The organism is Streptomyces sp. NPDC005784, from assembly GCF_042871525.1.
Lineage (GTDB): Bacteria > Actinomycetota > Actinomycetes > Streptomycetales > Streptomycetaceae > Streptomyces.
This window is the reverse complement of the sequence record NZ_JBIAIQ010000051.1, coordinates 1-20,602: the sequence shown is the minus strand read 5'-3', so window position 1 is coordinate 20,602 and position 20,602 is coordinate 1. Positions and strand designations below refer to the sequence as shown.

The 20,602-nt window shown below is 71.4% G+C and carries 18 protein-coding genes; 7 read left to right on the top strand and 11 right to left on the bottom strand.

Features of this window, described 5'->3' with window-relative positions; all coding sequences use genetic code 11:
* Positions 1-172: 172 nt before the first annotated feature.
* Both ACFYR3_RS41010 and ACFYR3_RS41005 read right to left on the bottom strand, forming a co-directional pair.
* Entirely contained in the window at positions 173-601 is a 429-nt protein-coding gene (locus tag ACFYR3_RS41010) for a MazG-like family protein (RefSeq protein WP_389287268.1), read from the bottom strand.
* Between the two features lie 116 nt (positions 602-717).
* Complete coding sequence (locus tag ACFYR3_RS41005; RefSeq protein WP_355848616.1) at positions 718-1,263, bottom strand: DoxX family membrane protein; 546 nt, start codon at positions 1,261-1,263, stop codon at positions 718-720.
* Positions 1,264-1,395: 132 nt separating this feature from the next.
* On the opposite strand from ACFYR3_RS41005, the gene ACFYR3_RS41000 reads away from it, so the two are divergent.
* Positions 1,396-1,722, top strand: coding sequence for a nuclear transport factor 2 family protein (locus tag ACFYR3_RS41000; protein ID WP_355848619.1), 327 nt, complete (start codon positions 1,396-1,398; stop codon positions 1,720-1,722).
* Positions 1,723-2,015: 293 nt separating this feature from the next.
* Here the strand turns inward: ACFYR3_RS41000 and ACFYR3_RS40995 are convergent, their stop codons facing one another.
* Together ACFYR3_RS40995 and ACFYR3_RS40990 are read right to left on the bottom strand one after the other, a co-directional pair.
* Positions 2,016-2,780 carry an ABC transporter ATP-binding protein gene (locus ACFYR3_RS40995; RefSeq protein ID WP_356782364.1) on the bottom strand — a complete coding sequence of 255 codons (765 nt, stop codon included), beginning with the start codon at positions 2,778-2,780 and terminating at the stop codon, positions 2,016-2,018.
* A 90-nt stretch (positions 2,781-2,870) separates the two neighbouring features.
* Positions 2,871-4,343, bottom strand: a complete 1,473-nt coding sequence (locus ACFYR3_RS40990; protein WP_389287213.1) for an ABC transporter permease — start codon at positions 4,341-4,343, stop codon at positions 2,871-2,873.
* 359 nt (positions 4,344-4,702) lie between these two features.
* On the opposite strand from ACFYR3_RS40990, the gene ACFYR3_RS40985 reads away from it, so the two are divergent.
* Entirely contained in the window at positions 4,703-5,887 is a 1,185-nt protein-coding gene (locus tag ACFYR3_RS40985) for a D-alanyl-D-alanine carboxypeptidase family protein (protein WP_389287211.1), read from the top strand.
* A 270-nt stretch (positions 5,888-6,157) separates the two neighbouring features.
* On the opposite strand, the gene ACFYR3_RS40980 is transcribed toward ACFYR3_RS40985, so the two are convergent.
* Complete coding sequence (locus ACFYR3_RS40980; RefSeq protein ID WP_355848629.1) at positions 6,158-6,943, bottom strand: SDR family oxidoreductase; 786 nt, start codon at positions 6,941-6,943, stop codon at positions 6,158-6,160.
* Positions 6,944-7,089: 146 nt separating this feature from the next.
* The gene (locus ACFYR3_RS40975) at positions 7,090-8,100 is read right to left on the bottom strand and encodes a Gfo/Idh/MocA family oxidoreductase (protein WP_355848632.1); all 1,011 of its coding nucleotides are present in this window, start codon (positions 8,098-8,100) and stop codon (positions 7,090-7,092) included.
* Positions 8,101-8,180: 80 nt separating this feature from the next.
* Here ACFYR3_RS40975 and ACFYR3_RS40970 point away from each other — a divergent pair, with 80 nt between their 5' ends.
* The 4 genes from ACFYR3_RS40970 (at position 8,181) to ACFYR3_RS40955 (ending at position 13,432) form a co-directional block, all read left to right on the top strand.
* Positions 8,181-9,638 carry a multidrug effflux MFS transporter gene (locus ACFYR3_RS40970; protein ID WP_355848635.1) on the top strand — a complete coding sequence of 486 codons (1,458 nt, stop codon included), beginning with the start codon at positions 8,181-8,183 and terminating at the stop codon, positions 9,636-9,638.
* Positions 9,584-10,765 carry a serine hydrolase domain-containing protein gene (locus ACFYR3_RS40965; protein WP_389287208.1) on the top strand — a complete coding sequence of 394 codons (1,182 nt, stop codon included), beginning with the start codon at positions 9,584-9,586 and terminating at the stop codon, positions 10,763-10,765. The genes ACFYR3_RS40970 and ACFYR3_RS40965 overlap by 55 nt, the downstream gene beginning before the upstream one ends.
* A gap of 430 nt (positions 10,766-11,195) precedes the next feature.
* Positions 11,196-12,191: a small ribosomal subunit Rsm22 family protein gene (locus ACFYR3_RS40960; RefSeq protein WP_389287206.1), complete on the top strand. Its 996-nt coding sequence runs from the start codon at positions 11,196-11,198 to the stop codon at positions 12,189-12,191.
* A 506-nt stretch (positions 12,192-12,697) separates the two neighbouring features.
* Positions 12,698-13,432 (top strand): bifunctional DNA primase/polymerase, encoded by a 735-nt coding sequence (locus tag ACFYR3_RS40955; protein WP_355848644.1) that lies wholly within the window; start codon positions 12,698-12,700, stop codon positions 13,430-13,432.
* A 180-nt stretch (positions 13,433-13,612) separates the two neighbouring features.
* On the opposite strand, the gene ACFYR3_RS40950 is transcribed toward ACFYR3_RS40955, so the two are convergent.
* Genes ACFYR3_RS40950 through efeO form a run of 4 tightly spaced genes read right to left on the bottom strand, consistent with a single transcriptional unit; the run spans position 13,613 to position 17,969 of the window.
* On the bottom strand, positions 13,613-14,641 hold the full coding sequence (locus ACFYR3_RS40950) for a hypothetical protein (protein WP_389287204.1): 1,029 nt from the start codon (positions 14,639-14,641) through the stop codon (positions 13,613-13,615).
* Positions 14,598-15,473: an iron uptake transporter permease EfeU gene (gene efeU / locus ACFYR3_RS40945; RefSeq protein ID WP_355848649.1), complete on the bottom strand. Its 876-nt coding sequence runs from the start codon at positions 15,471-15,473 to the stop codon at positions 14,598-14,600. The genes ACFYR3_RS40950 and efeU overlap by 44 nt, the downstream gene beginning before the upstream one ends.
* A 2-nt stretch (positions 15,474-15,475) precedes the next feature.
* Positions 15,476-16,822 carry an iron uptake transporter deferrochelatase/peroxidase subunit gene (gene efeB / locus ACFYR3_RS40940; RefSeq protein WP_389287202.1) on the bottom strand — a complete coding sequence of 449 codons (1,347 nt, stop codon included), beginning with the start codon at positions 16,820-16,822 and terminating at the stop codon, positions 15,476-15,478.
* 10 nt (positions 16,823-16,832) lie between these two features.
* Positions 16,833-17,969, bottom strand: coding sequence for an iron uptake system protein EfeO (gene efeO / locus ACFYR3_RS40935; protein WP_389287200.1), 1,137 nt, complete (start codon positions 17,967-17,969; stop codon positions 16,833-16,835).
* A gap of 523 nt (positions 17,970-18,492) precedes the next feature.
* Between efeO and ACFYR3_RS40930 the strand changes: the two genes are divergently transcribed.
* A complete protein-coding gene (locus ACFYR3_RS40930; RefSeq protein ID WP_355848657.1) occupies positions 18,493-19,137 on the top strand; it encodes a PhzF family phenazine biosynthesis protein in 645 nt (214 codons plus the stop codon).
* Between the two features lie 463 nt (positions 19,138-19,600).
* On the opposite strand, the gene ACFYR3_RS40925 is transcribed toward ACFYR3_RS40930, so the two are convergent.
* A complete protein-coding gene (locus ACFYR3_RS40925) occupies positions 19,601-20,287 on the bottom strand; it encodes a heme oxygenase (biliverdin-producing) (RefSeq protein ID WP_389287198.1) in 687 nt (228 codons plus the stop codon).
* Positions 20,288-20,602 lie beyond the last annotated feature (315 nt).

Below are 20,602 nucleotides of genomic sequence, written 5' to 3'. Positions count from 1 at the left end.
CGGCCTGTGGAGAAAACGTAGTCCTGCACGGGGACCCCTTCGTCGGCTCTGCGTCGACGAGAAGGCTGAGCTGTGATCGCCAACTCCACACCGCGCGCACGCATCCGCGGAGTGAACACTTCCGGTCACCGCAGGCAGGGTGCCCAACCGGGCCGCTGACTCCCCTCCCTCGTCAGGGAGTTGGAGCCGTGCCGAGCGAGCGGTCGGCGACGGACGCCAGGTGGGCGGTGAAGACCTCGCGCGCGTCCGGCGCGAGCGTGCGCAGCGCCACCATCGCCGTGATCATGACGTCGCACAGCTCCGACCGGACGTCGTCCCAGGTGTGGCTCAGGCCCTTGCGCGGGTTCTGGCCCGTCGCGCCGATCACCGCCTGGGCGACCTCGCCGACCTCCTCCGACAGCTTCAGCACACGCAGCAGCAGGCCCTCCCGGCCGTCGTGCGCCCGGTTGGCGTCCAGCCACGCGTGCAGCCGGTCGATCGTGTCCCAGACGTCTTGGACGTCTTGGACGTCTTCACCGGCGGCGCGCTCGACCGGGGTGTCGGCGGCGGGCTCGACCGTGGTGTCGGCCGTGCGCCCGACCGGGTCGTCGGCGGCAGACATCGCGATGCCGGCGTCGGCGGCACGCCCCGCCGTGTCGGCGTCGGTGTGCCCGGCCGGGTCATCCGCAGCGTGATCAGCCATGGGGCCAGCCTCCCCCGCGTCAGGAGGGCCGACTCCTACTCGTCGAACAGGGTTTCCTGTTCGCCCTCCCGCGCCTTGCGCACCCGCTTGTTCCGGGTGCCCACGACGACCGCGGTGACCGCCGCCGTCGTACCGAGGGCGATCGGCACCATCCAGCCGCGGTTCACCGCGTGGCCCATCAGATGGTCGAGGGACAGCCGTCCCGGACCCGTCACCGCGAGGCCCGCCGCCGCCAGGCCGAGCGACGCCGTGTACTCGTAGCCGCCGTTCATTGCGAAGAACCCGTTCGGTACGTGCACCGCCGCCGCGCCCGCCATCGCACCGGCCGCCGCGGCGCCGGCCGCGGGTGTGGCGAGTCCCAGCGCCAGCAGGGCGCCTCCGCCCGCCTCCGCGAGGCCCGCCGCCCTGGCGCTCGCCTTCCCGGGCGAATAGCCCATGGCCTCCATGGCCGCGCCGGTGCCCTCGATGCCGCCTCCGCCGAACCAGCCGAACAGCTTCTGCGTTCCGTGCGCGACCAGTACGCCGCCCGTGCTCAGACGGAGCAGCAGCAGTCCCAGATCACGCCGGTCGATACAGGTCACGGTGACTCCCAGTGCAGACAGCGGCAACGGTTCCCTCCCGGGTGTCCACCGTCGCACCGATAGGAGGGGCCCGGCCTGCCCACGCAGCCGTTCGGGTGGCGGGCGTTGGGGACCGGTGTGAGTCTGGCTCCCATGACGATTTCGGTAGCGAAACTCAGCGACCCGGCCGTCCGGGCCTTCGTCACCGCGGTGAACGCCCACGACCGGAACGCCTTCGAGGCGCTTCTCGCACCCGGCGCCACCATGTCCGACGACGGCTCCGACCGTGACCTCGGTGACTGGACCGACCGGGAGATCTTCTCCTCCCGCGGTCACATGGACGTCGACAACGAGTCCAACGGCGGGCGTTCCCTCCTCGTGCGGTACAGCAACGACACCTGGGGCGAGATGAAGACGAAGTGGAGCTTCATCGTCGACGACGGCGGCAGGATCAGCCGCTTCGAGACCGGCCAGGCTTAGCTGTCGGCCGTACCGGCCAGGCGTAACCGTCCGCCGTACCGGCGTGGCACCGGTCCAGGGCTTCCGCCGGGTCGCCCGGGCCGAGGAGAACGCGCGGACGATCGCCAAGGGCCGCTCACCGCCGCGCAGTCGACCGGGGTCGAACGGCGTGCTCGGACGGTGAGCGGCCCGGGAGAGGCGCGCCGGAGGCACTCAAGGAGGTGCGTACCGAAGGCGCGCGGCAGAGCGAGTACGGGGGCGTGCGCCGGGGCGTGCTCCGGGCGGCGTGCACGGGCGGTCGGGGCCGCCGTGGGTCAGTAGCCCTGAGCGGCGCCGAACTGCTGCGCGTACTGCTGCTGTTCCGGCTCCTGGGCGGACGGTCCAGGGGCGGCCCGGCGGGCGCCGCCCTGCTCGGTCAGGCTGATCTGCCCGGCCTTGATGGTCGCGAGACGCGGCGCGCGGCGGGCGATGGACGAGTCGTGGGTGACCATGATGAAGGTCAGCCCGTACTCGTGCCACAGCCCTTCGAGCAGGCCCATGATGTCGTCGCGGGTGCCTTCGTCGAGGTTGCCGGTCGGCTCGTCGGCGAGCAGCACCTTCGGCTTCTTGACCAGCGCTCGGGCGATGGCGACACGCTGCTGCTGACCGCCGGACAGCTCGGTCGGGACGTGCGTGAGCCGTTCGCCGAGGCCGACCGAACGGAGCGCCTCGGCGGCCCGCTCGCGCCGCTCGGCGGGCTTCACCCCGAGGGGGACGAGAGCGGTCTCGACGTTCTCCTGCGCGTTCAGTGTCGGGATGAGGTTGAACGACTGGAAGATGATGCCGATCTTCTCGGCCCGCAGCCGGGTCAGCTTGGCCTCGCTGATGGAGGCGAGGTCCACGCCGTCCAGCTCGACGCTGCCGGAGGTCGGCCGGTCGAGACCACCGATCATCTGGAGCAGCGTCGACTTGCCGCCGCCGGTGGGGCCCTGGATGACGAGCTGGTCGCCGTCCTCGATCGTGAGGTCGACGCCGCGCAGCGCCTCGACCGTCTCCTTGCCCCGCGTGTAGCGCTTGGTGACGCCGGTGAGCTTGTACATGAGGTTCTCCGAGGATGAAGGGGTTGGGGCGCCGCGGCCCGGGGGGAGTGGACGCGGCGCCCCGGCTCAAGGGGTGTGGCCCGGGGCGGGTTACGAGACGCTGCGGAGCGCGTCCGCCGGGCGCATCCGGGAGGCGCGCCAGCCTCCCATCGCGCCGGCGATCAGACCGCCGGTGATGGCCAGGCCCGCGGCGAGCGCGATGGTGGTCACCGAGACGGGCGCGGTGAGGGCGATGTCGATGGTGTTCTTGGCCGCGGAGGCCGCCTGCTGGCCGGGACCGCCCCCGCCGGGGCCGCCGCCCATGCCGCCACCGCCGCCGGTGGAGCCGAGCTCCGCCGTCAGCTTCGGGCTGATCGCGGTGACGGTGTAGGCCGCGCCGAGGCCCAGCGCGATACCGAGCACGCCGCCGAGCAGTCCGTTCACGATCGACTCGCCGACGACCTGCCGGGTGACCTTGCGGGACGGCCAGCCGAGTGCCTTCAGGGTGCCGAACTCGCGCACCCGGCGGGAGACGGCGGAGGAGGTGAGTAGCGCCGCCACCAGGAACGCGGCGATCAGGACCGCGATGGACAACCACTTGCCGACGCTCGTCGCGAGGTTCGAGGCGGTGGACAGCGAGCCGGAGACGGTGTCCGCGAGGTCGGCGGAGGTGGTGACCGTCGTTCCGGAGATGTTCTTCTGGATCACCGCCTTGACCGTGGCGATCTGCTTCGAGTCGGTCGCCTTGACGTAGATCGTGGTGACCTTGTTCTTGGCGTCGCCGAGCGTCTGGGCCTGCTTCAGCGGCAGGTAGACGTCGGTGGTCGACTCGCTGCTGTCCGGCGTCGCGATGCCGATGACCGTGTACTTGGTGCCGGAGATCTTGAAGGTCTTGCCGACCGTGTACTTGTTCTGCTTGGCGTACGACTTGCTGAGCACCGCGACCTTCGCGGAGGTCTGCGCGGCCGTGAACGTCTTGCCCGTGGTGATCTTCGAGGTGGCCAGCGGGCCGAGGTCCTGGTGGGTCACGTCGACGCCCGCGACGGAGTACGAGTTCACGTCGAAGGAGGCACCGCCGCCCTGCACCTGCGGCGCACCGGTGCTGCCGCCGCCGTTCTGGCCGCCGGGTCCGCCCTGCTGGCCGGAGGTCGAGGTCGAGGACTTCGCCTTGCCCTGGGTGAACGAGCCGTTGACCTTGGTGACGTTCAGGCTCAGCGCGCCCACCGCGCTCGCCACGCCCTTCTGCGCGGCGACCTCGGTGACGAGCGAGGACTTCAGGGACTGTCCGCCCTGGGTCATCACCCGGTCCGAGCTCTGTGTCGTGCTGCTGCTCGACTTGGCGTCGAAGTCGAACTTCGGGCGGCCCGAGGAGTTGCCCGTCGGCGCCGTCTGGGTCTTGGTGACCGTCATGTCCGTGCCGAGCCCGTACAGCGACTTCAGGACCTTGTCCTGGGCCTGCTGCATGCCGGCCGACACCGAGTTGACGGTGATGACCAGGGCGATACCGAGCGCCAGACCCAGGGCGATCACCAGCGCCGCCTTCTTGCGCCGGCTCAGCTCACGCTTGAGATAGATGCCAAACATCCCGTTCCTCAAAGGTTCTTGGCGCCCCAGTGGGCGCGGCCACAAGCTATGAAGGAACCTTTGAGTCGAGCTGAGTAAGAGATGTGTGAAGGCTGAGAATCCGGACCTCGGAATCAATATTGGGTCAGACAGCTCATTCCCAGGCTTTCAAGGGCTCATTGCCAGGAAACGCCTGTTGAGTGGCCCGCGGTGAAGATCGGCGGGCCCGCCGCACGTGTATCTCCCGGTGGGACGGCGGACGGTGCCGACGGGGCGGGCCCGCGCCCGCGCGCCTGTTTTGCCGCCGCTTTGGAATCGGCGTGCCTTCTCTTTGACACCCCGCTGTCAACCGCCTCGGAGAGACTTTGTACGGTCCCGGGATGCGTGATTCTTCCGGGCTCTCCCGCCGTGCCGCTCTCGGCCTCGCCGCCGCCGTACCCCTCGCCGCCGCGACGGCCACGACCGCGTACGCCACGACGACGATCGGCGGTGCGAGACTGGCCCGCGCCGGGATCCAGGTGAGCGGCGGGCCGGGGCTGCCCAAGCGGCTCACCGCCCGCTCCTGGCTGGTCGCGGACCACACCAGCGGCGAGGTGCTCGCCTCGTACAACGCGCACCTGCGTCTCCCGCCCGCCTCCACCCTGAAGATGCTCTTCGCGGACGCCGTGCTGAAGAAGTTCGAGCGCGCCCGGACGTACAAGGTGGTCGACGCCGACCTCGCCGATGTCCCCTCGGGCTCCAGCATGGTCGGCGTGAAGCCCGGCATCACCTACACCGTCGAGCAGCTGTGGCAGGGCGTCTTCCTGCGCTCCGGCAACGACGCGGTGCACGTGCTCAGCCACATGAACGGCGGCATCGCGGCCACGGTCGCCGAGATGCAGGCCCTGGCGAAGGATCTGCAGGCCTTGGACACCCATGTGGTCAGCCCCGACGGCTTCGACCACAACGGCCAGCTGTCGTCCGCGTACGACCTGACGCTCTTCGCCCGGCACGGCCTCGCGGACGCCGACTTCCGCGGCTACTGCTCTACGAAGACCGCGGACTTCCCGGCCGGAGGCAAGAAGACCTTCCAGATCCAGAACACCGACCGCCTGCTGACGGGCGCGTGGGGCGTGCGGCCGTACGACGGCCTGATCGGGGTGAAGAACGGCTACACCAGTCACGCCGGCAACACCTTCACCGGCGCGGCGACCCGTGACGGACGGACCCTGCTCGTCACGGTGATGCACCCGAAGAGCGGCGGCAGCGGGGTCTACGAGGAGACGGCCCAGCTGCTCGACTGGGGTTTCGGCAAGGGGGCGCACGCCGGGCCGGTCGGCACGCTCGTCGATCCGCTCAGCGCGGGCGGCGCGAGCGCGAAGCCCACGCGGAAGCCGGCGAAGGGCGCGGCGGGCGCTCCGGCCTCGGCCGAGGCTTCCACGTCGGACGGCCCGCCGTGGGGACTGGTCGCCGGGGCCGGGGCCGCGGTCGCGCTCCTCGCGGGCGGCGCGCTCGCGCTGCGCAACCGCAGGCGCCGGTCCGCAGAGGAGCCGGACGAGGCGGAAAGTCACCGTCGGCGCCGATGACGGGACAGCCGCTCCGCGGTCCGGTGCACACCTCGCGATCCCCCGCGAGGTCCGCCCCCTCCCGGGCCGCGGAGCGACTGCCACCTCCCCCCTCGGTGTGGACCGTGGTCGTACCGAAGTCTGTTGCTCCAACTGTGAAGCTCTGATGGGGGAGATGCTGAGCATAAGCGCACTAACGGCTTATATGGTCCGGAGATTCAGCTTCCGTTTGTGTGGGTTGAGCCGTTGACCAGTTCTTGGTGAACCGCGGGCGCTCGCCCCACGTATGTATCAGCCGCGCCCGACGTACGGCATGGCCGTCGCCACCACGGTCGCGAACTGCACGTTCGCCTCCAGCGGCAGCTCGGCCATGTGCCGTACCGTGCGCGCCACATCGGCCACGTCCATCACCGGTTCGACCGCCAGTTCGCCGTTCGCCTGGAGCGTCCCGGTCCGCATCCGCTCCGTCATGTCGGTGGCCGCGTTGCCGATGTCGATCTGCCCGCAGGCGATCCGGTACGGACGCCCGTCCAGGGACAGCGATTTGGTCAAGCCCGTCAGCGCGTGCTTGGTCGCGGTGTACGCGATCGACTGCGGGCGGGGTGTGTGCGCCGAGATCGAGCCGTTGTTGATGATCCGGCCGCCCTGCGGGTCCTGATCCTTCATCTGCCGGTACGCCGCCTGCGCGCACAGGAACGCGCCGTTCAGGTTGGTGTCGACGACATGCCGCCAGGCCTCGTACGGCAGCTCTTCGAGCGGCACACCGCCCGGCCCGAACGTCCCGGCGTTGTTGAACAGCAGGTCGAGGCGGCCGAACCGGTCGTGCGCGGCGGCGAAGAGGGCGGCCACCTCGTCGGGGTGCGACACGTCCGTCCGTACGATGATCGAGGGTCCCTCGGGCACCAGGGCCGCCGTCTCTTCCAGGGTCTCGGCCCGGCGTCCGGCGAGCGCCACCGACCAGCCGGTGCGCAGCAGTTCGGCGGCCACCGCACGGCCGATGCCGGAGCCCGCCCCGGTCACCACAGCGATCTTCGTCTCCGCGGGATGCAGGGGATGCAAGGGATTCATGGCGTTCATGCGCCCGCAGCGTAGGGGAGGGGGCCCGGCGGGTCCCGCATCCGGACGCGGAGGGTCCGGCAACCCGATGTGAAGGGTCCGGCAACCGAACTCGGAGGGTCCGGCAACGGCGGCCGGCGACCAGGGGCTCGAACCGGCCCGGCGTCCTACGCGTTGGCCTCACCGGGGTAGCGGACGCCGATGCGGTCCCGGATCGTGTCGAGCGTCCGCATCACGGCGAGGGTGCCGTCGAGCGGGACGAGCCGGGACTCGGTCTCACCGGCGCGCAGGGCCCGCATCACCTCGGCGGCCTCGTGCTTGAGGCTGTTGCGGGGGCCCGACGCGGGGTCGGCGCGGAAGATCTCCGGCTCGCGGCCGTCGCGGTGCAGCACGAAGTGGTCGGGGAAGAAGAAGCCGTCCGGGATGTCGATGCGGCCCGCGGAGCCGGTGACGGAGGCGGCGACGGGCGTGCCACCGTTGATGGAGCAGTGCACCGAAGCAAGAGCGCCGCTCTCCCAGGAGAGCAGTGCACCCGTCTGGAGATCGACGCCCTCGTCGGAGAGCACCGCTCTCGCGACGATGTCCGAGGGCTCCCCGAGCAGCAGCTGCGCGAACGACACCGGGTAGACGCCGAGATCGAGCAGCGCACCGCCACCCTGCGCCGGGTCCCGCAGCCGGTGCGAGGGCGGGAACGGTCCCGCGAGACCGAAGTCGGCCTGCACCGTGCGCACTTCACCGATCACACCGTCGTCGACGAGTGCCTTCAGCCGCCCGACCAGCGGATTGCAGTACATCCACATGGCCTCCATCAGGAAGCGGTCGTGCCGCCCGGCGAGCGCGACCAGTTCCTCGGCCTCCCGCGCGTTCAGCGTGAACGCCTTCTCGCACAGGACATGACGCCCCGCCTCAAGACACATCCCGGCGGCCACCCGGTGCGCCGAGTGCGGTGTGGCGACGTACACGATGTCGACGTCCTCGTCCGCGGCGAGCGACGCCCAGTCCCCGTACGCCCGCGGGATCCCGAACCGTTCCGCGAACGCCTTCGCCGAGGCGTCCGTCCGTGAGGCGACGGCCACCACTTCGGCGTCCGGCATGTCGACCAGGTCCGCCGTGAACGCCGCGGCGATCCCGCCGGTCGCCAGAATTCCCCACCGCACGCGTTCGCGCTCGCCCGCCATGTCCGCCCCTTGATCCGTGACTCCGAACACGCTGTTCGAACTGAGAGCATAGGGGGCGCATCTTTGGGAGAGGGGGGCACATGCCCGAGCGTGGCCGCATCACGCGGGACCAGGAAGGCCCGCGAGGGCACATACCGAACGCGGAAGCCGCCGACACCACGGCGGCGGTCGCCGAGGCCGCCCGCCCGGCATCCGAACCGGCGTCCGGCGCCGCGCGACCGCCATCCGGCTCTGAGCCACGACCGGCATCCGGCGCCGCGTCACGGCCGACGCCAGGCTCCGCGTCACGGCCGACCACCGGACCCGGCGCCCCGGGCCGCACCGGACTCCTCGTCACCCTCGTCCTCGGCGGGCTCACCGCCACACCCCCGCTCGCGATGGACATGTACCTCCCCTCGCTTCCGGAGGTCACCGGATCGCTGCACGCCCCCGCCGCCACCGTGCAGCTCACGCTCACCGCGTGCCTCGCGGGCATGGCGCTCGGGCAGCTCGTCGTCGGGCCGATGAGTGACAGGTGGGGCCGCAGACGCCCGCTGCTCGCCGGCCTCGCCGTCTATGTCGTCGCCACCGTGCTGTGCGCCCTCGCGCCCGACATCGGCCTGCTCGTCGCCTTCCGCCTCGTCCAGGGTCTCGCGGGCGCGGCCGGGATCGTGATCGCCCGCGCCGTCGTCCGTGACCTCTACGACGGCGTGGCGATGGCCCGCTTCTTCTCCACCCTCATGCTGATCTCCGGCGTCGCCCCGGTCGTCGCGCCGCTCATCGGCGGACAGATCCTGCGCGTCACCGACTGGCGGGGCGTGTTCGTGGTCCTCACCGCCGTCGGTATCGCGCTGACCGCCGTCGTCTGGGCGAAGCTGCCCGAGACCCTCCGGCCGGCGGACCGGCACGGCGGCGGCGTCGGCGAGGCACTGCGCGCCATGCGCGGACTGCTCGCCGACCGCGTCTTCGCCGGATACATGCTCGCGGGCGGCTTCACCTTCGCGGCCCTGTTCGCCTACATCTCGGCCTCCCCGTTCGTGATCCAAGAGCTCTACGGCGCCTCCCCGCAGACCTTCAGCCTGCTCTTCGGCGTGAACTCCGTCGGCCTGGTCATCGCCGGGCAGATCAACGGCAAGTTGCTGGTCGGCCGGGTCGCCCTCGAAAAGGTCCTCGCCGTCGGCCTCGCGCTCGTCGTCCTCGCCGCGAGCGCCCTGCTGCTCATGTCCACCGGCGTGCTCGGCCCGGTCGGGCTCGCACCGGTGGCCGCCGCCCTGTTCGTGCTGATGTCCGCCATGGGCCTCGCCCTGCCGAACACCCAGGCGCTCGCCCTCATGCGCGTGCGGCACGCGGCCGGTTCCGCCTCCGCGCTGCTCGGCACCTCCTCCTTCCTCATCGGCGCGGTCGCCTCACCGCTCGTCGGCATCGCCGGACAGCACACCGCCGTCCCGATGGCCGTCGTCCAGCTGGCCGCGGCACTGGTAGCCGTCGCCTGCTTCGTGGGACTGTGCCGTCCCCGGCGGACGGGACGCACTTCGAACGGAAAGGCGGCGGAGAGCTGAGCGCACCAAGACTGCGTTCCGGCACACCGGAACGGGCCGGACTCGACACCGGTGAACTGCGGCAGCTCGTCCAGGAGGTCCGCGCCCTCACCCGCGGCGCCGACCCCTGGGCAGCGGGCGTCGTCGTGGTCGCGGGGCGGGGCCCGGTCATCGCCGTCGAGGAGGCGGCGGGCTGGGCGGTGCGCTACGCATCCCACGACGAGGCGAAGGGCACCGGGGTCGAACTGCCGCCGGGAGCGCGTGTGCCGGTGACCGTGCACACGCCCTTCGACCTGGCCTCCCTCACCAAGCTGTTCACGGCGGTCGCCGCGGTGCAGCAGCTGGAGCGCGGCACGCTGGGTATCGAGGCGCGGGTCGGCGCGTATCTGCCGGAGTTCCGCGCGGTCCGCGAGCACGGCATCACCGTACGGCAGCTGCTCACCCACACCTCCGGGCTGCGCCCCGAACTCCCGCTGTACGACTGCCCGGACGACAAGGCGCGGCTGGCGCTGCTGCGGGCGGAGGCCCCCTCGTCCGAACCGGGCGAGTACCGGTACTCCGACATCAACCTGATCCTCCTGCAGTACGTGCTGGAACGCGTCACCGGCCGGGGGCTCGACATCCTCGTCCGGGACGGCATCACCCGCCCGCTCGGGATGAACGCAACCACCTTCGGACCCTGCCCCGGCGCGGCGGCCACGGAGGACCAGCGGCGGCCGTGGGCCAAGGCGGACCGGGGCCTGCTGCGGGGCGTGGTGCACGACGAGAACGCCTGGGCGCTCGGCGGGGTGGCCGGTCACGCCGGGCTCTTCTCCACCGGGCGCGATCTGGCCGTGTTCTGCCGAACCCTGCTCGCGGGCGGCTCGTACGGTCCCGCCCGCATCCTCGGCCCCGACTTCGTCGAGCTCCTCCTCACCCCGCCCGGCCTCGGATTCGCCCTCGAGCAGCCCTGGTTCATGGGCACCCTCGCGGGCCACGGAGCGGCCGGCCACACCGGGTTCACCGGTACGTCCCTGGTCCTGGACCCGGCGACGGACACGTTCCTGGTCCTGCTCGCCAACACGGTCCACCCCCGCCGCCGCCCGGCGGACAACGCGCCCCGGGCGGCAGCGGCCACCCGGCTGCGACGGGCAGTGCGGGGCACCTGAGGGTTCGCCTGCCCGGCGGGGGTGGTGCGGGGCGTGTGGGGGTTCGCCTGCCCGGCGGGGGTGGTGCGGGTATCTGAGGGACCACCTTGCGGGCGGGGGTGGTGCGGGGCGTCTGGGGGATCGCCTGGCCCGGCGGGACGGGGTGGATGTCTGAGGGACCACCTTGCGGGCGGGGGTGGTGCGGGGCGTCTGGGGGATCGCCTGGCCCGGCGGGACGGGGTGGATATCTGAGGGACCACCTGGCGGGCGCGGCCGGTGTGGGGCATCGGAGGGATCGCCTGCCTGGCGCGGGGAACCTGAGAAGCCACCTGCCCGGCGCGGGCGATGGGGGGAACCTGAGAAGCCACCTGCCCAGCGCGGGCGATGAGGGGTAACTGAGAAGCCACCTGCCCGGCGCGGGCGGTGCGGGGGGACCTGAGAGAATCGGGCCGTGAACGCCCCCGTACCCCCCGCCGACACCCTGCGCGGCGCCCTCGCCGGGCTCCTCGACGGTCTGCCGCCGAAGGCCGCCGCGCAGGCGGTCGAGCGGCTGATCGTGAACTACCGGGGGACCACCCCGACCCACACGCCGATCCTCCGGGACCGCTCGGACGTGGCCGCGTACGCCGCGTACCGGATGCCCGCGACGTTCGAGGCGGTGTGCGCGGCGCTGGAGGCGTTCGTGGACGCGGTGCCCGGCTGGGTACCGGGGAGCCACGTGGACGTCGGCGGCGGCACCGGCGCGGCCACCTGGGCGGTGAACGCGACCTGGGAGGGCACCCGCCCGGTGACCGTGCTCGACTGGGCCGAGCCCGCCCTCGCGCTCGGCCGGGAGATCGCCGCCGCCAACCCGGAACTGGACGGTGCCGCATGGCAGCGCTCTCGTATCGGAGCGGCGCTCACCATCGAGAGCACTGATCTCGTCACCGTCTCCTACGTTCTCGGCGAGCTCACCGACGCCGACCGCGCCTCGGTCGTGGACGCCGCCGCGAGCGCCGGCCAGGCCGTCGTGATCATCGAGCCCGGCACCCCCGACGGCTACACCCGGGTCCTCGCCGCCCGCGAGCGTCTGATCGGCGCCGGCTTCCATGTCGCCGCGCCCTGCCCGCACAGCGCGGCCTGCCCCATCGTCCCCGGCCAGGACTGGTGCCACTTCTCCGCGCGGGTCGCCCGTTCCTCCCTGCACCGCCAGGTCAAGGGCGGTTCCCTGCCCTACGAGGACGAGAAGTTCAGCTATGTCGCCGCGACCCGCTTCCCGCCCGCCCCGGCGCCCTCCCGTATCGTGCGCAGGCCGCAGATCCGCAAGGGACAGGTCCTGCTCGACCTGTGCGAGCCGGACGAGGCATTGCGCCGGGAGACGGTGACCAAGCGCCACGGACCGCTGTACAAGGCGGCCCGTGACGCGGACTGGGGCGACGCCTGGCCGCCGAGGGAGGATACCCACTAGGTCCCGGCCCGGCCGCCCCTGAAGCGTGTCGCAGGTGCCGACTCACCGACCTCTGCGACAGACCTCAGTCGAGGTCCGCCTGCCAGCAGCCGGCAATTTGCCCTGCATGGGTGGCGTGGCCGTCCTCGGTGGCAGGAATGCCCGGACGCCCGATGTGGCGCCCGCCCTCCACGTTGGAAGCGGACCGCTCGCTTCGCGGGCCGGCCTCCGCCAGGGGGAGTAAGCGCGGTACCTCCGCAAACCGCCTCCACCGTGCGGAGGCGGTCGGCTGCCCACCGCCGTCCACGGACCGGGCCGGCCGACACGGGCGCCTCGATCCGGCCCACATCGCAGCAGTGATCACCCCGACTGTACGGAAAATATCTTTAAATCATGCAATAACCCTTATTGGGGCCAGGGGGACGCATCGCCCCACCTACCCCGGTTGTCGGCTCCGGCCACCCGGGGCGCAGGATGGTGGGACCATGGGGCAAGGACGTATGCACTACGGCGAGGCGAGGGGATAGATGAGCGCAGAGTTCGGCCGCCGCTCCGACACGCAGGGCAGGATCTCGAAGTGGCTGCGCGGACGCCGGCCCAAAGCCCCTGCGGAGACAACCGCCGGCGACCGTGAGGCGCTCCTGCTCGCCGCCGCCGCCGCGGGGCTGCCGCTCGCGCAGGCCGCGTACCCCTCCGGCTACCGCTGTTCCTGTGACCGCGTCGGCTGCCCCACCCCCGCGCGCCACCCCGTCTCCTTCGCCTGGCAGACGCAGTCGACGACCGACCGCGCACAGATCGAGCGCTGGGCCCGGCACCAGCCGAAGGCGAACTTCATCACCGCGACCGGCATGGTGAACGACGTCCTGGACGTGCCACTGGACGCCGGGCGCGCGGCGCTGGAGCGGATACTGGCCTCCGGCATCGAGGTCGGACCCGTCGCGGAGACCGGCGACGGCCGCATGCTCTTCTTCACCCTCACCCGCGGTACGCCCGAGGACGAGGACGAGTGGTGGCCCTGCGAGCTGGACTGCCATCCCGAGACGATGGACGAGCACCCCGGCTTCCGCTGGCACTGCCGCGGCTCGTACGTCCTCGTGCCGCCGGCCCAGCTGCCCGGTGGTCTGAGCGTCGACTGGGTGCGCGGCCCCGAGCATCCGCTGCCGGACCCGCTCACCCTCCTGGAGATCCTGACCGACGAGTGCGCCATCTACGCCGGGGAGAACGGCGCGGACCAGCTCGCCGCCTGGCCCCATCGCGGCTGAGGTCCCGCCCGCCGGGCAGCTCACGGGGGCCGCAGTGCGCGCGCCACGAGGGCCGCAGTACGTACGCGCGCCCAGTGCGCGTAGGCCGGGCGTAGAGACGTGCCGGGTATACGGACGTGCCGGGTATACGGACGTGCCGAGTGCGGGTGCCGAGTGAGCGTGCGCCGGGTGCGCGCCGGGTTACTCGCCCTCGGCTCCGGTCAGCCCCTCGATCCGTCCGAGGACGGACACCTGCCCCCCGCCCGAACCCTTCAGCGGGTCCAGGACGACCTGGTTGGAGACGAACTCCAGGGTCAGGGACTGCTTGATCTCACCGGTCGTCAAGGCCTGCACGTCCGCGCTGGGGGAGGGAATCCCGGTGCCCGCGGCGGCGGTCTCCTTCTCGTAGCGGTGCGTGGCGAAGAACACCAGCGCCCCGCCGTCCGCGGTGCGCAGACCCACCGGCGCGTAGTCGCCCGAGATCAGCGGCTGGTCGATGTACTGCCTGGCGAGGCCGGGCTTACTGGCGAACTTCTCGCGCTGGGCCCGCCACTGCGAGGTGTGGACGCCCGCGGCGAAGGTGTCGCCGCCGGCCTTCAGATAGGCGGCGTACGACTGGCCGAGCTTCCCCGGCTCGATCGCGAGCGCCGCGTCGTCGGCCGTGACCGGCTGCGCCCAGCCGCCCTCGTCCTTCGCGAACTTCGGTACGTCACCGGCCCCGAGGACCGTCAGATACGAGGCCTGCCACAGTTCACCGGCGCTGCCCCGGGTGAAGACGAGCAGCCAACGGCTGCCCGGCACACCCTTGTTGGCCGTCGCGTTCGCCACGAACCAGCGCGGCCAGCCCGCCTTCGTGGGGATCGAGAACTCGGCGCCGCCGAACTCCAGCGCCGAATGCGCCGGATTCCCGGCCGGGTTGTTCTTGCGCCCGGCCTTCAGCCTGGCGCCGTCGATGTCCGCGAGCGGACCGGCAACCCGGTCCGCGTCGTCGGAACGGTCGTACGTCGCGTCCGCCTTGTTGTAGGCGGCGGTGAAGTCCCTGAGCGCGCGGGCGGCTTCGGCGCGGGTCGCGGCCGGCACGACCTCGCGCTCGCCGTGCACCACCACGCAGCCGCTCGCCGCCGAGGACAGGACGGTCATCGTGACCGTCGCCAGGGCGAAGCGGCTCAACGCGAAACGGCTGAGGCTACGAGGCCTTCGTGGGCTGCGACCCGTGCGATCCCTGCTCATCAGGTGCCTTCACCTTCCCCTTCCCGGAGGCGAACCCTACCGGGGCGAGGAAGATCGTGAGCGTCGGGACCAAGTACAGCGCCCACACCGTGACCTGAAGGACGGTCGGGTCGGGCTGGAAGTTGAAGACGCCCTTCAGCAGGGTGCCGTACCAACTGGTGGGGTCGATCGTGTTGCTGATGTCGAACGCGAGGTTCGTCAGGCCCGGGACGAAGTCGGCTTCCTGCAGATCGTGGATGCCGTACGCGAGCACGCCCGCGGCGACGACGACCAGCATGCCGCCGGTCCAGGTGAAGAACTTGGCCAGGTTGATCTTCAGCGCGCCACGGTAGAAGAGCCAGCCGAGGAGGACCGCGGTGGCCAGACCCAGCGCCACGCCGATCAGCGGGCGGGGCGTGCCGTCACTGGCCGCGTGCACCGACGCCCACACGAACAGGGCCGTCTCCAGGCCCTCCCGGCCGACCGCCAGGAACGCGGTCGCGACCAGCGCGCCGGTTCCCATGGCGAGGGCCGCGTCCAGCTTGCCGTGCAGCTCGGACTTCAGGTGCCGGGCGGTGCGCCGCATCCAGAAGACCATCCACGTCACCAGGCCCACGGCGAGGACCGACAGCGAACCGCCGAGCATCTCCTGCGCCTGGAACGTCATCTCCTGGGAGCCGAATTCGAGGGCGAAACCGAAACCGAGCGCCACGGCGATCGCGACGCCGATGCCGATCCAGATCGGCTTCAGGGCGTCCGTGCGCTCTGTCTTCACCAGGTAGGCGATGAGGATGCACACGACGAGGCTGGCTTCCAGGCCCTCGCGGAGACCGATCAAGTAGTTGCTGAACACGGCTACGCCTCCTTGGAGAACAGCGTCCGGCCCCACCAGTCGTCCTTGTCCCGGACGCCGGGCGGGACGGCGAAGACCGCCGAACTCACGTGCTGGATGTACTCGTTGAGCGCGTCGGAACGCGACAGGCTGCGCTGCAGGGGGATGAACCCCTTGCGCACGTCCCGCTGGTACGCCAGGAAGAACAGGCCCGCTTCGAGGCGGCCGAGACCGTCCGTGCCGTCCGTGAAGGAGTAGCCGCGGCGCAGGATGGTCACGCCGTGGTTGGAGTCGGGGTGCGCGAGCCGGACGTGCGCGTCGGGCTTCATCGCCTTCAGGAACGGCTTGTCGTGCTCCTTGGCCTTGCCGGCGGGGGCACCCTCGCCCTTGTCGCGGCCGAAGACTTCCTCCTGCTCCTGGAGCGAAGTACGGTCCCACGTCTCGATGTCCATCCGGATGCGCCGGGCGACGAGGTAGGAACCGCCGGTCATCCAGGCGGAGTTCTTGCTGCCGTCCTTCTCGTCGGCCCACACGAACTTGTCCAGCCGCGCGGTCTCGGTGCCCGCGATGTTGCGGGTGCCGTCCTTGAAGCCCATCAGGTTGCGCGGGGTCTGCGCGTCCGGGGTCGTCGACGACGTCTTGCCGAAACCGAGCTGCGACCAGCGGATGGCGACCTTGCCGAAGCCGATACGGGCCAGGTTGCGGATGGCGTGCACCGCCACCTGCGGGTCGTCCGCGCAGGCCTGGACGCACAGGTCGCCGTTGCTGCGGGCCTTGTCCAGGTTGTCGCCCGAGAACTCCGGCAGGTCGACGAGCGCCTCCGGCCGCCGGTCCGCCAGATCGAACTTCTCGAACAGCGACGGACCGAAGCCGATCGTCAGCGTCAGCCGGGAGGGCTTGAGCCCCAGCGCCTCACCGGTGTCGTCCGGCGGCGCTTCGGCCAGACCGCCGTACGCGCCCTCACCGACCGTGTGTCCGGCGGTCATCCGGGCGGCGGCCTGCGTCCAGTCCTTGAGGAGCTGGACGAACTCGGCGCGGTCGTCCGTCTTCACGTCGAACGCGGCGAAGTGCAGCCGGTCCTGCACCGCTGTCGCGATGCCCGCCTGATGCGCGCCGTGGAAGGCGACGGCGGCGCCGATGTCGGCGGCGGCCGGATCGACGTCGTTGCCGGTACGGGTCATCGCGACGGCGCCGCCGGCCGCGGCGGCACCGAGCGCGAGCCCGGCGCCGCCCCAGCCGATCAGCGAACGCCGGGTCGGCGTGGAGCCGTTGCGGGTGGACCCGGTGGCCTGCGTGGCGCCGGTGCCCTCAGTACTGTCCGCGCTGCCCCGGGTGTCCGTGCTGTCCGTGCTGTTCGAGTTGTCCGTCATGGCGTTGCTCCTACTTCACGACGGCGGCGGCGAGCTTGGAAAGGGGCTCGGCGAGCGCGTTGACCGCGTCCGAGAGCTCCTTGCGGTCGGCCTTGCCGACCTTGTCGTACGACACGAAGCCGTCCGAGGTCTTGTTCGTCCGGTACGTGTCGAGCAGCTTGTTCAGCGCGGCGAACTGCTTGTCGAGCTCCGCCGTCAGCGCCGCGTCCTTCTCCGAGGCGACCGGCTTGAGCAGCTCGTACGCCTTCTGTGCGCCGTCGACGTTGCCCTTGAAGTCGCTGAGGTCGGTGTGCGAGTAGCGGTCCTCCTCGCCGGTGACCTTGCCCTTGGCGACCTCGTCGAGCAGCTCCTTGGCGCCGTTGGCCATGGAGGTCGGGGTGATCTCGGCCTTGCCGATGCGCTTCTGCCAGTCGGTCAGGTCGGTGACCAGCTGGTCGGCGAGGGTCTTCTGCTCGGGGCCGATCTTCTTGTCCTGCCAGAGGGACTTCTCCAGCGCGTGCCAGCCGGTCCACTTCTGGCCCTTCTCCAGGCCGTCGGCGCGGGTGTCGGTCTTCGGGTCGATGTCACCGAACGACTCGGCGATCGGCTCGGTGCTCTCCCAGCCGACACGCGAGGGGGCGTAGGCGTTCTTGGCGGCCTCGAGGTCGCCGGCCTTGACGGCGTCGGCGAACGTCTTCACCTTCGGGATCGTGGCGTTGGCCTCGCCCTGGGCCCACGCGCGGTAGTCGGCGACGGCCTTGTCGAGGCGCGGGTCGCGCTTGGCGACCTTTCCGCCGGTGACCTTGACCGCCTCGCGGATGCCCTTGCCCTTCATGCCGGGCTTGCAGACGAGCGTGTACGCGCCGGCCTTCACCTCCGCGGTGACCCGCTGCTTGGTGCCGGGGCCTATGTTCTCGCGCTCGCTGACGATCCGGTCGTCCGGGTACAGCAGGTAGACCTCGGTGACCTTGGAGCCCTTGTTCTCGATGTCGAGCTGGACGTGTCCTGCGGGGAACTCCTTCTTGGACACCTTGCACGCGGTGTCGCTGGCCGTCACCTGAATCGCGTCGCCGTTCTTCGCGTCGCTCTTCTGGGTGCAACCCGTGACGGCGGCCAGAGCGGCCGCGGTGGCGGCAGCGGTGACAACGGAGAGTCGGACGGCTCGCATTCAGGCTCCAAGAGAAGTCGGACAAGCCGCACGGCGGGGCCCGTTCGGCATGGTGAGGCTGGCCTAACTTATCTGAGGCTTGCCTCACTGATACCCACTCGTACGGTGATTCAGCTCTCACGGGTGTCGCACAGGAACGGCTTGATCACGATGACTCAAAACAGACCCCATGAAAAGGTCAAGGAGAGGTCAAGTCTCCCGCTTGCGGGTGATCGGCGCGGCCCCGGTCCTGGGGTGCGGGAACGCCCCAACGGGCTGCCGGTGGGCTGCCGGTGGGCGTCGGTCGGCGGCCGCTCGGTGAAGACCGCGGCCGGTCGGCCATGGGCCGCGACACGTCCGGCGCAAAGAAGCGCGACCAGGTGCGCGCGGGCCGCCGCCGGACCCGGATCGTGCGACACCACGACCACCATGTCACCGGCGTGCGCCCTTGCCCGGCGCGCTCGCGGCACCAACTCATGGTGCCGGGGAGGGGTGGCCCGCTCCTGCAGGTCACCGATCGCGCGGATGGTGTTTGAATGCCGGAGTGACTGACTACGACGTGCTGCGGGTCTTCTGCGGACCAGGCGGCGGGTATGGCAATGAGCTCGGAGTCGTGCGCGAGGGCTCGGTGATGCCGGACCGCGCGGAGCGGCAGGAGTTCGCCGCGAAGCTCGGCTTCAGCGAGACCGTGTTCGTCGACGACCCCGAGCGCGGAGTCATCGACATCTACACCCCGACGCTGCGGCTGCCGTTCGCGGGACACCCGTGCGTCGGGGTGGGCTGGCTGCTCGACGTGCCCGAACTGGTCACGCCCGCCGGTGTGGTGGGAGTCCGGCTGGACGGCGAGTTCAGCTGGATCGAGGCGCGGGCCGAGTGGGCGCCGCCGCGCACGCTCCGGCGGTACGGGTCCGCGGCCGAGGTCGACGCGCTGGCCGTGCCGCCGTCGGGGGAGTGGATCTACGCCTGGGCCTGGGAGGACGAGGCCGGCGGCCGGGTGCGGGCCCGCGCCTTCCCCGGCCGGAACGACGGCATCGAGGAGGACGAGGCCACCGGGGCGGCGGCGCTGCTGCTGACCCAGCAACTCGGCCGGGCCCTCAACATCGCCCAGGGCACCGGCTCCCAGATCCTCACGGCCCCCCAGCCGAACGACTGGGTCGAGGTGGGCGGCCGGGTCCACCTGGAACGCTGAGAACCAGACCAGGGACACGGGGGCGGGGCGCGAAACCACGCCCATCAGGTGCACGGGGAAGCCGCCCACACGGCCTCAACAGGCCGGCCCGCCCGCCCACCACCGGCCGGCGTGGCCCCAGCCGACCCGCATGGCCCCAACTGGCCGCACGGCCATCACTCGCGCACGGCCACCTCCGGCCGGCACGGCCCCAATCGACCCGCACGGCTCCAACTGGCCGCACGGCCATCACCGGCCGGCGCGGCCCCAACCGGCCGCGCGGCCACCACCGGCCGGCATGGTCCCAGCCGACCCGCTCGGCCCCAACTGGCCGCCCCCAACTGGCCGCACGGCCATCACCGGCCGGCTCGGCCCCAACCGGCCGGCACGCCCCCGCCGGCCCGCACGCCATGTGCCTTCCCGGAGGGCGGCGGGACGGCGTCCAGGGGTGAACCCCGGGCCGGGCAGCCCGGGGTTCGGATGATCATGCGGTCAGCGGGAACTCCTCGGCGAGGGCCCTGAACACCCCGGTGTTCAGGGCGAACGCCCGCTTGCACTCCGTCACGATCCGCTGCTTCTCCAGATCGTCGGCCCGGACCCCGTCCAGCAGTTCGCGATAACTCCGCTTGAACGCGGCCGGGTTGGAGATGTCCTCGAACACGTAGAAGCGGACGCCGTCGCCCTTGCGGCTGAAGCCCCAGGTCTGCTCCGCCCTGCCGCGAATGATCTGGCCACCGGAAAGGTCCCCGAGGTACCGGGTGTAGTGGTGGGCGACATAGCCACCAGGCCACTCGCGGGCGCACCGCGTGACCCGGTCCGCGTACGCGCGGGTCGCGGGCAGCGCCGTGAGCGTGCCGCGCCAGTCCGGGCCCCGGAGATGGGCGAGGTCGCGCTCCAGGGCGGTGCGGCGCAGCAGTTCGGGCCGCAGGAAGGGCCCGGCCACCGGATCGGCGGCCAGCCGCTCGGTCTCCGCCTCCAACGCCTCGTACACGAACCACAGTTGCTCGGTGTAGCGCGCGTACGCCTCGACGCCGAGCCGGCCGCCGAGCAGGTCGCTCATGAACGTCGACGTCTCCGCCTCGGTGTGCTGCTCGTGCGACGCGGTGCGGATGAGCGTCGAGAAGGGTGTGCCCGCCGTGCTCATCGTGTCCGACGTGTCCGACGCGTTCATGGGGCCTCCGGAGCCGATGAGGAAGGGCGGGAGCCGTTGCCGGGCCAGCCGAATCTTCTATGGTTAGGCTTACCTAAGTCAACAGCCTTCCCGACATCCTGTCGGTAAAACCGTACCCCGATTCCCGATCGCGTCCACCTTGCTTTCGGGCAGGGTGCCCGGTCCTTCAGGGCCGGGGTGAATGCCCGTTCCCGCGTGCGGGAGCGGGAAAGCCGGACCACCGTCAGGGCGATCCGGCGTTGCGGAAGGTGTGGTGCCGGGGCCGGCCTGCGGCAGGTGGTGGTGACGGCGGGCCTGGGTGCTCTGCGGCCGAAG

Excerpts from the sequence above, each read along its gene's own strand:
- ACFYR3_RS40955 (WP_355848644.1), top strand. The coding sequence starts at position 12,698 with ATGAGCGCAGAGTTCGGCCGCCGCTCCGACACGCAGGGCAGGATCTCG.
- ACFYR3_RS40975 (WP_355848632.1), bottom strand. The coding sequence starts at position 8,100 with ATGGCGGGCGAGCGCGAACGCGTGCGGTGGGGAATTCTGGCGACCGGC.
- ACFYR3_RS40985 (WP_389287211.1), top strand. The coding sequence starts at position 4,703 with ATGCGTGATTCTTCCGGGCTCTCCCGCCGTGCCGCTCTCGGCCTCGCC.
- ACFYR3_RS40995 (WP_356782364.1), bottom strand. The coding sequence starts at position 2,780 with ATGTACAAGCTCACCGGCGTCACCAAGCGCTACACGCGGGGCAAGGAG.
- ACFYR3_RS40970 (WP_355848635.1), top strand. The coding sequence starts at position 8,181 with ATGCCCGAGCGTGGCCGCATCACGCGGGACCAGGAAGGCCCGCGAGGG.
- efeO (WP_389287200.1), bottom strand. The coding sequence starts at position 17,969 with ATGCGAGCCGTCCGACTCTCCGTTGTCACCGCTGCCGCCACCGCGGCC.
- efeB (WP_389287202.1), bottom strand. The coding sequence starts at position 16,822 with ATGACGGACAACTCGAACAGCACGGACAGCACGGACACCCGGGGCAGC.
- ACFYR3_RS40990 (WP_389287213.1), bottom strand. The coding sequence starts at position 4,343 with ATGTTTGGCATCTATCTCAAGCGTGAGCTGAGCCGGCGCAAGAAGGCG.
- ACFYR3_RS40950 (WP_389287204.1), bottom strand. The coding sequence starts at position 14,641 with ATGAGCAGGGATCGCACGGGTCGCAGCCCACGAAGGCCTCGTAGCCTC.
- ACFYR3_RS40980 (WP_355848629.1), bottom strand. The coding sequence starts at position 6,943 with ATGAACGCCATGAATCCCTTGCATCCCCTGCATCCCGCGGAGACGAAG.
- ACFYR3_RS40925 (WP_389287198.1), bottom strand. The coding sequence starts at position 20,287 with ATGAACGCGTCGGACACGTCGGACACGATGAGCACGGCGGGCACACCC.
- ACFYR3_RS41010 (WP_389287268.1), bottom strand. The coding sequence starts at position 601 with ATGTCTGCCGCCGACGACCCGGTCGGGCGCACGGCCGACACCACGGTC.
- ACFYR3_RS41000 (WP_355848619.1), top strand. The coding sequence starts at position 1,396 with ATGACGATTTCGGTAGCGAAACTCAGCGACCCGGCCGTCCGGGCCTTC.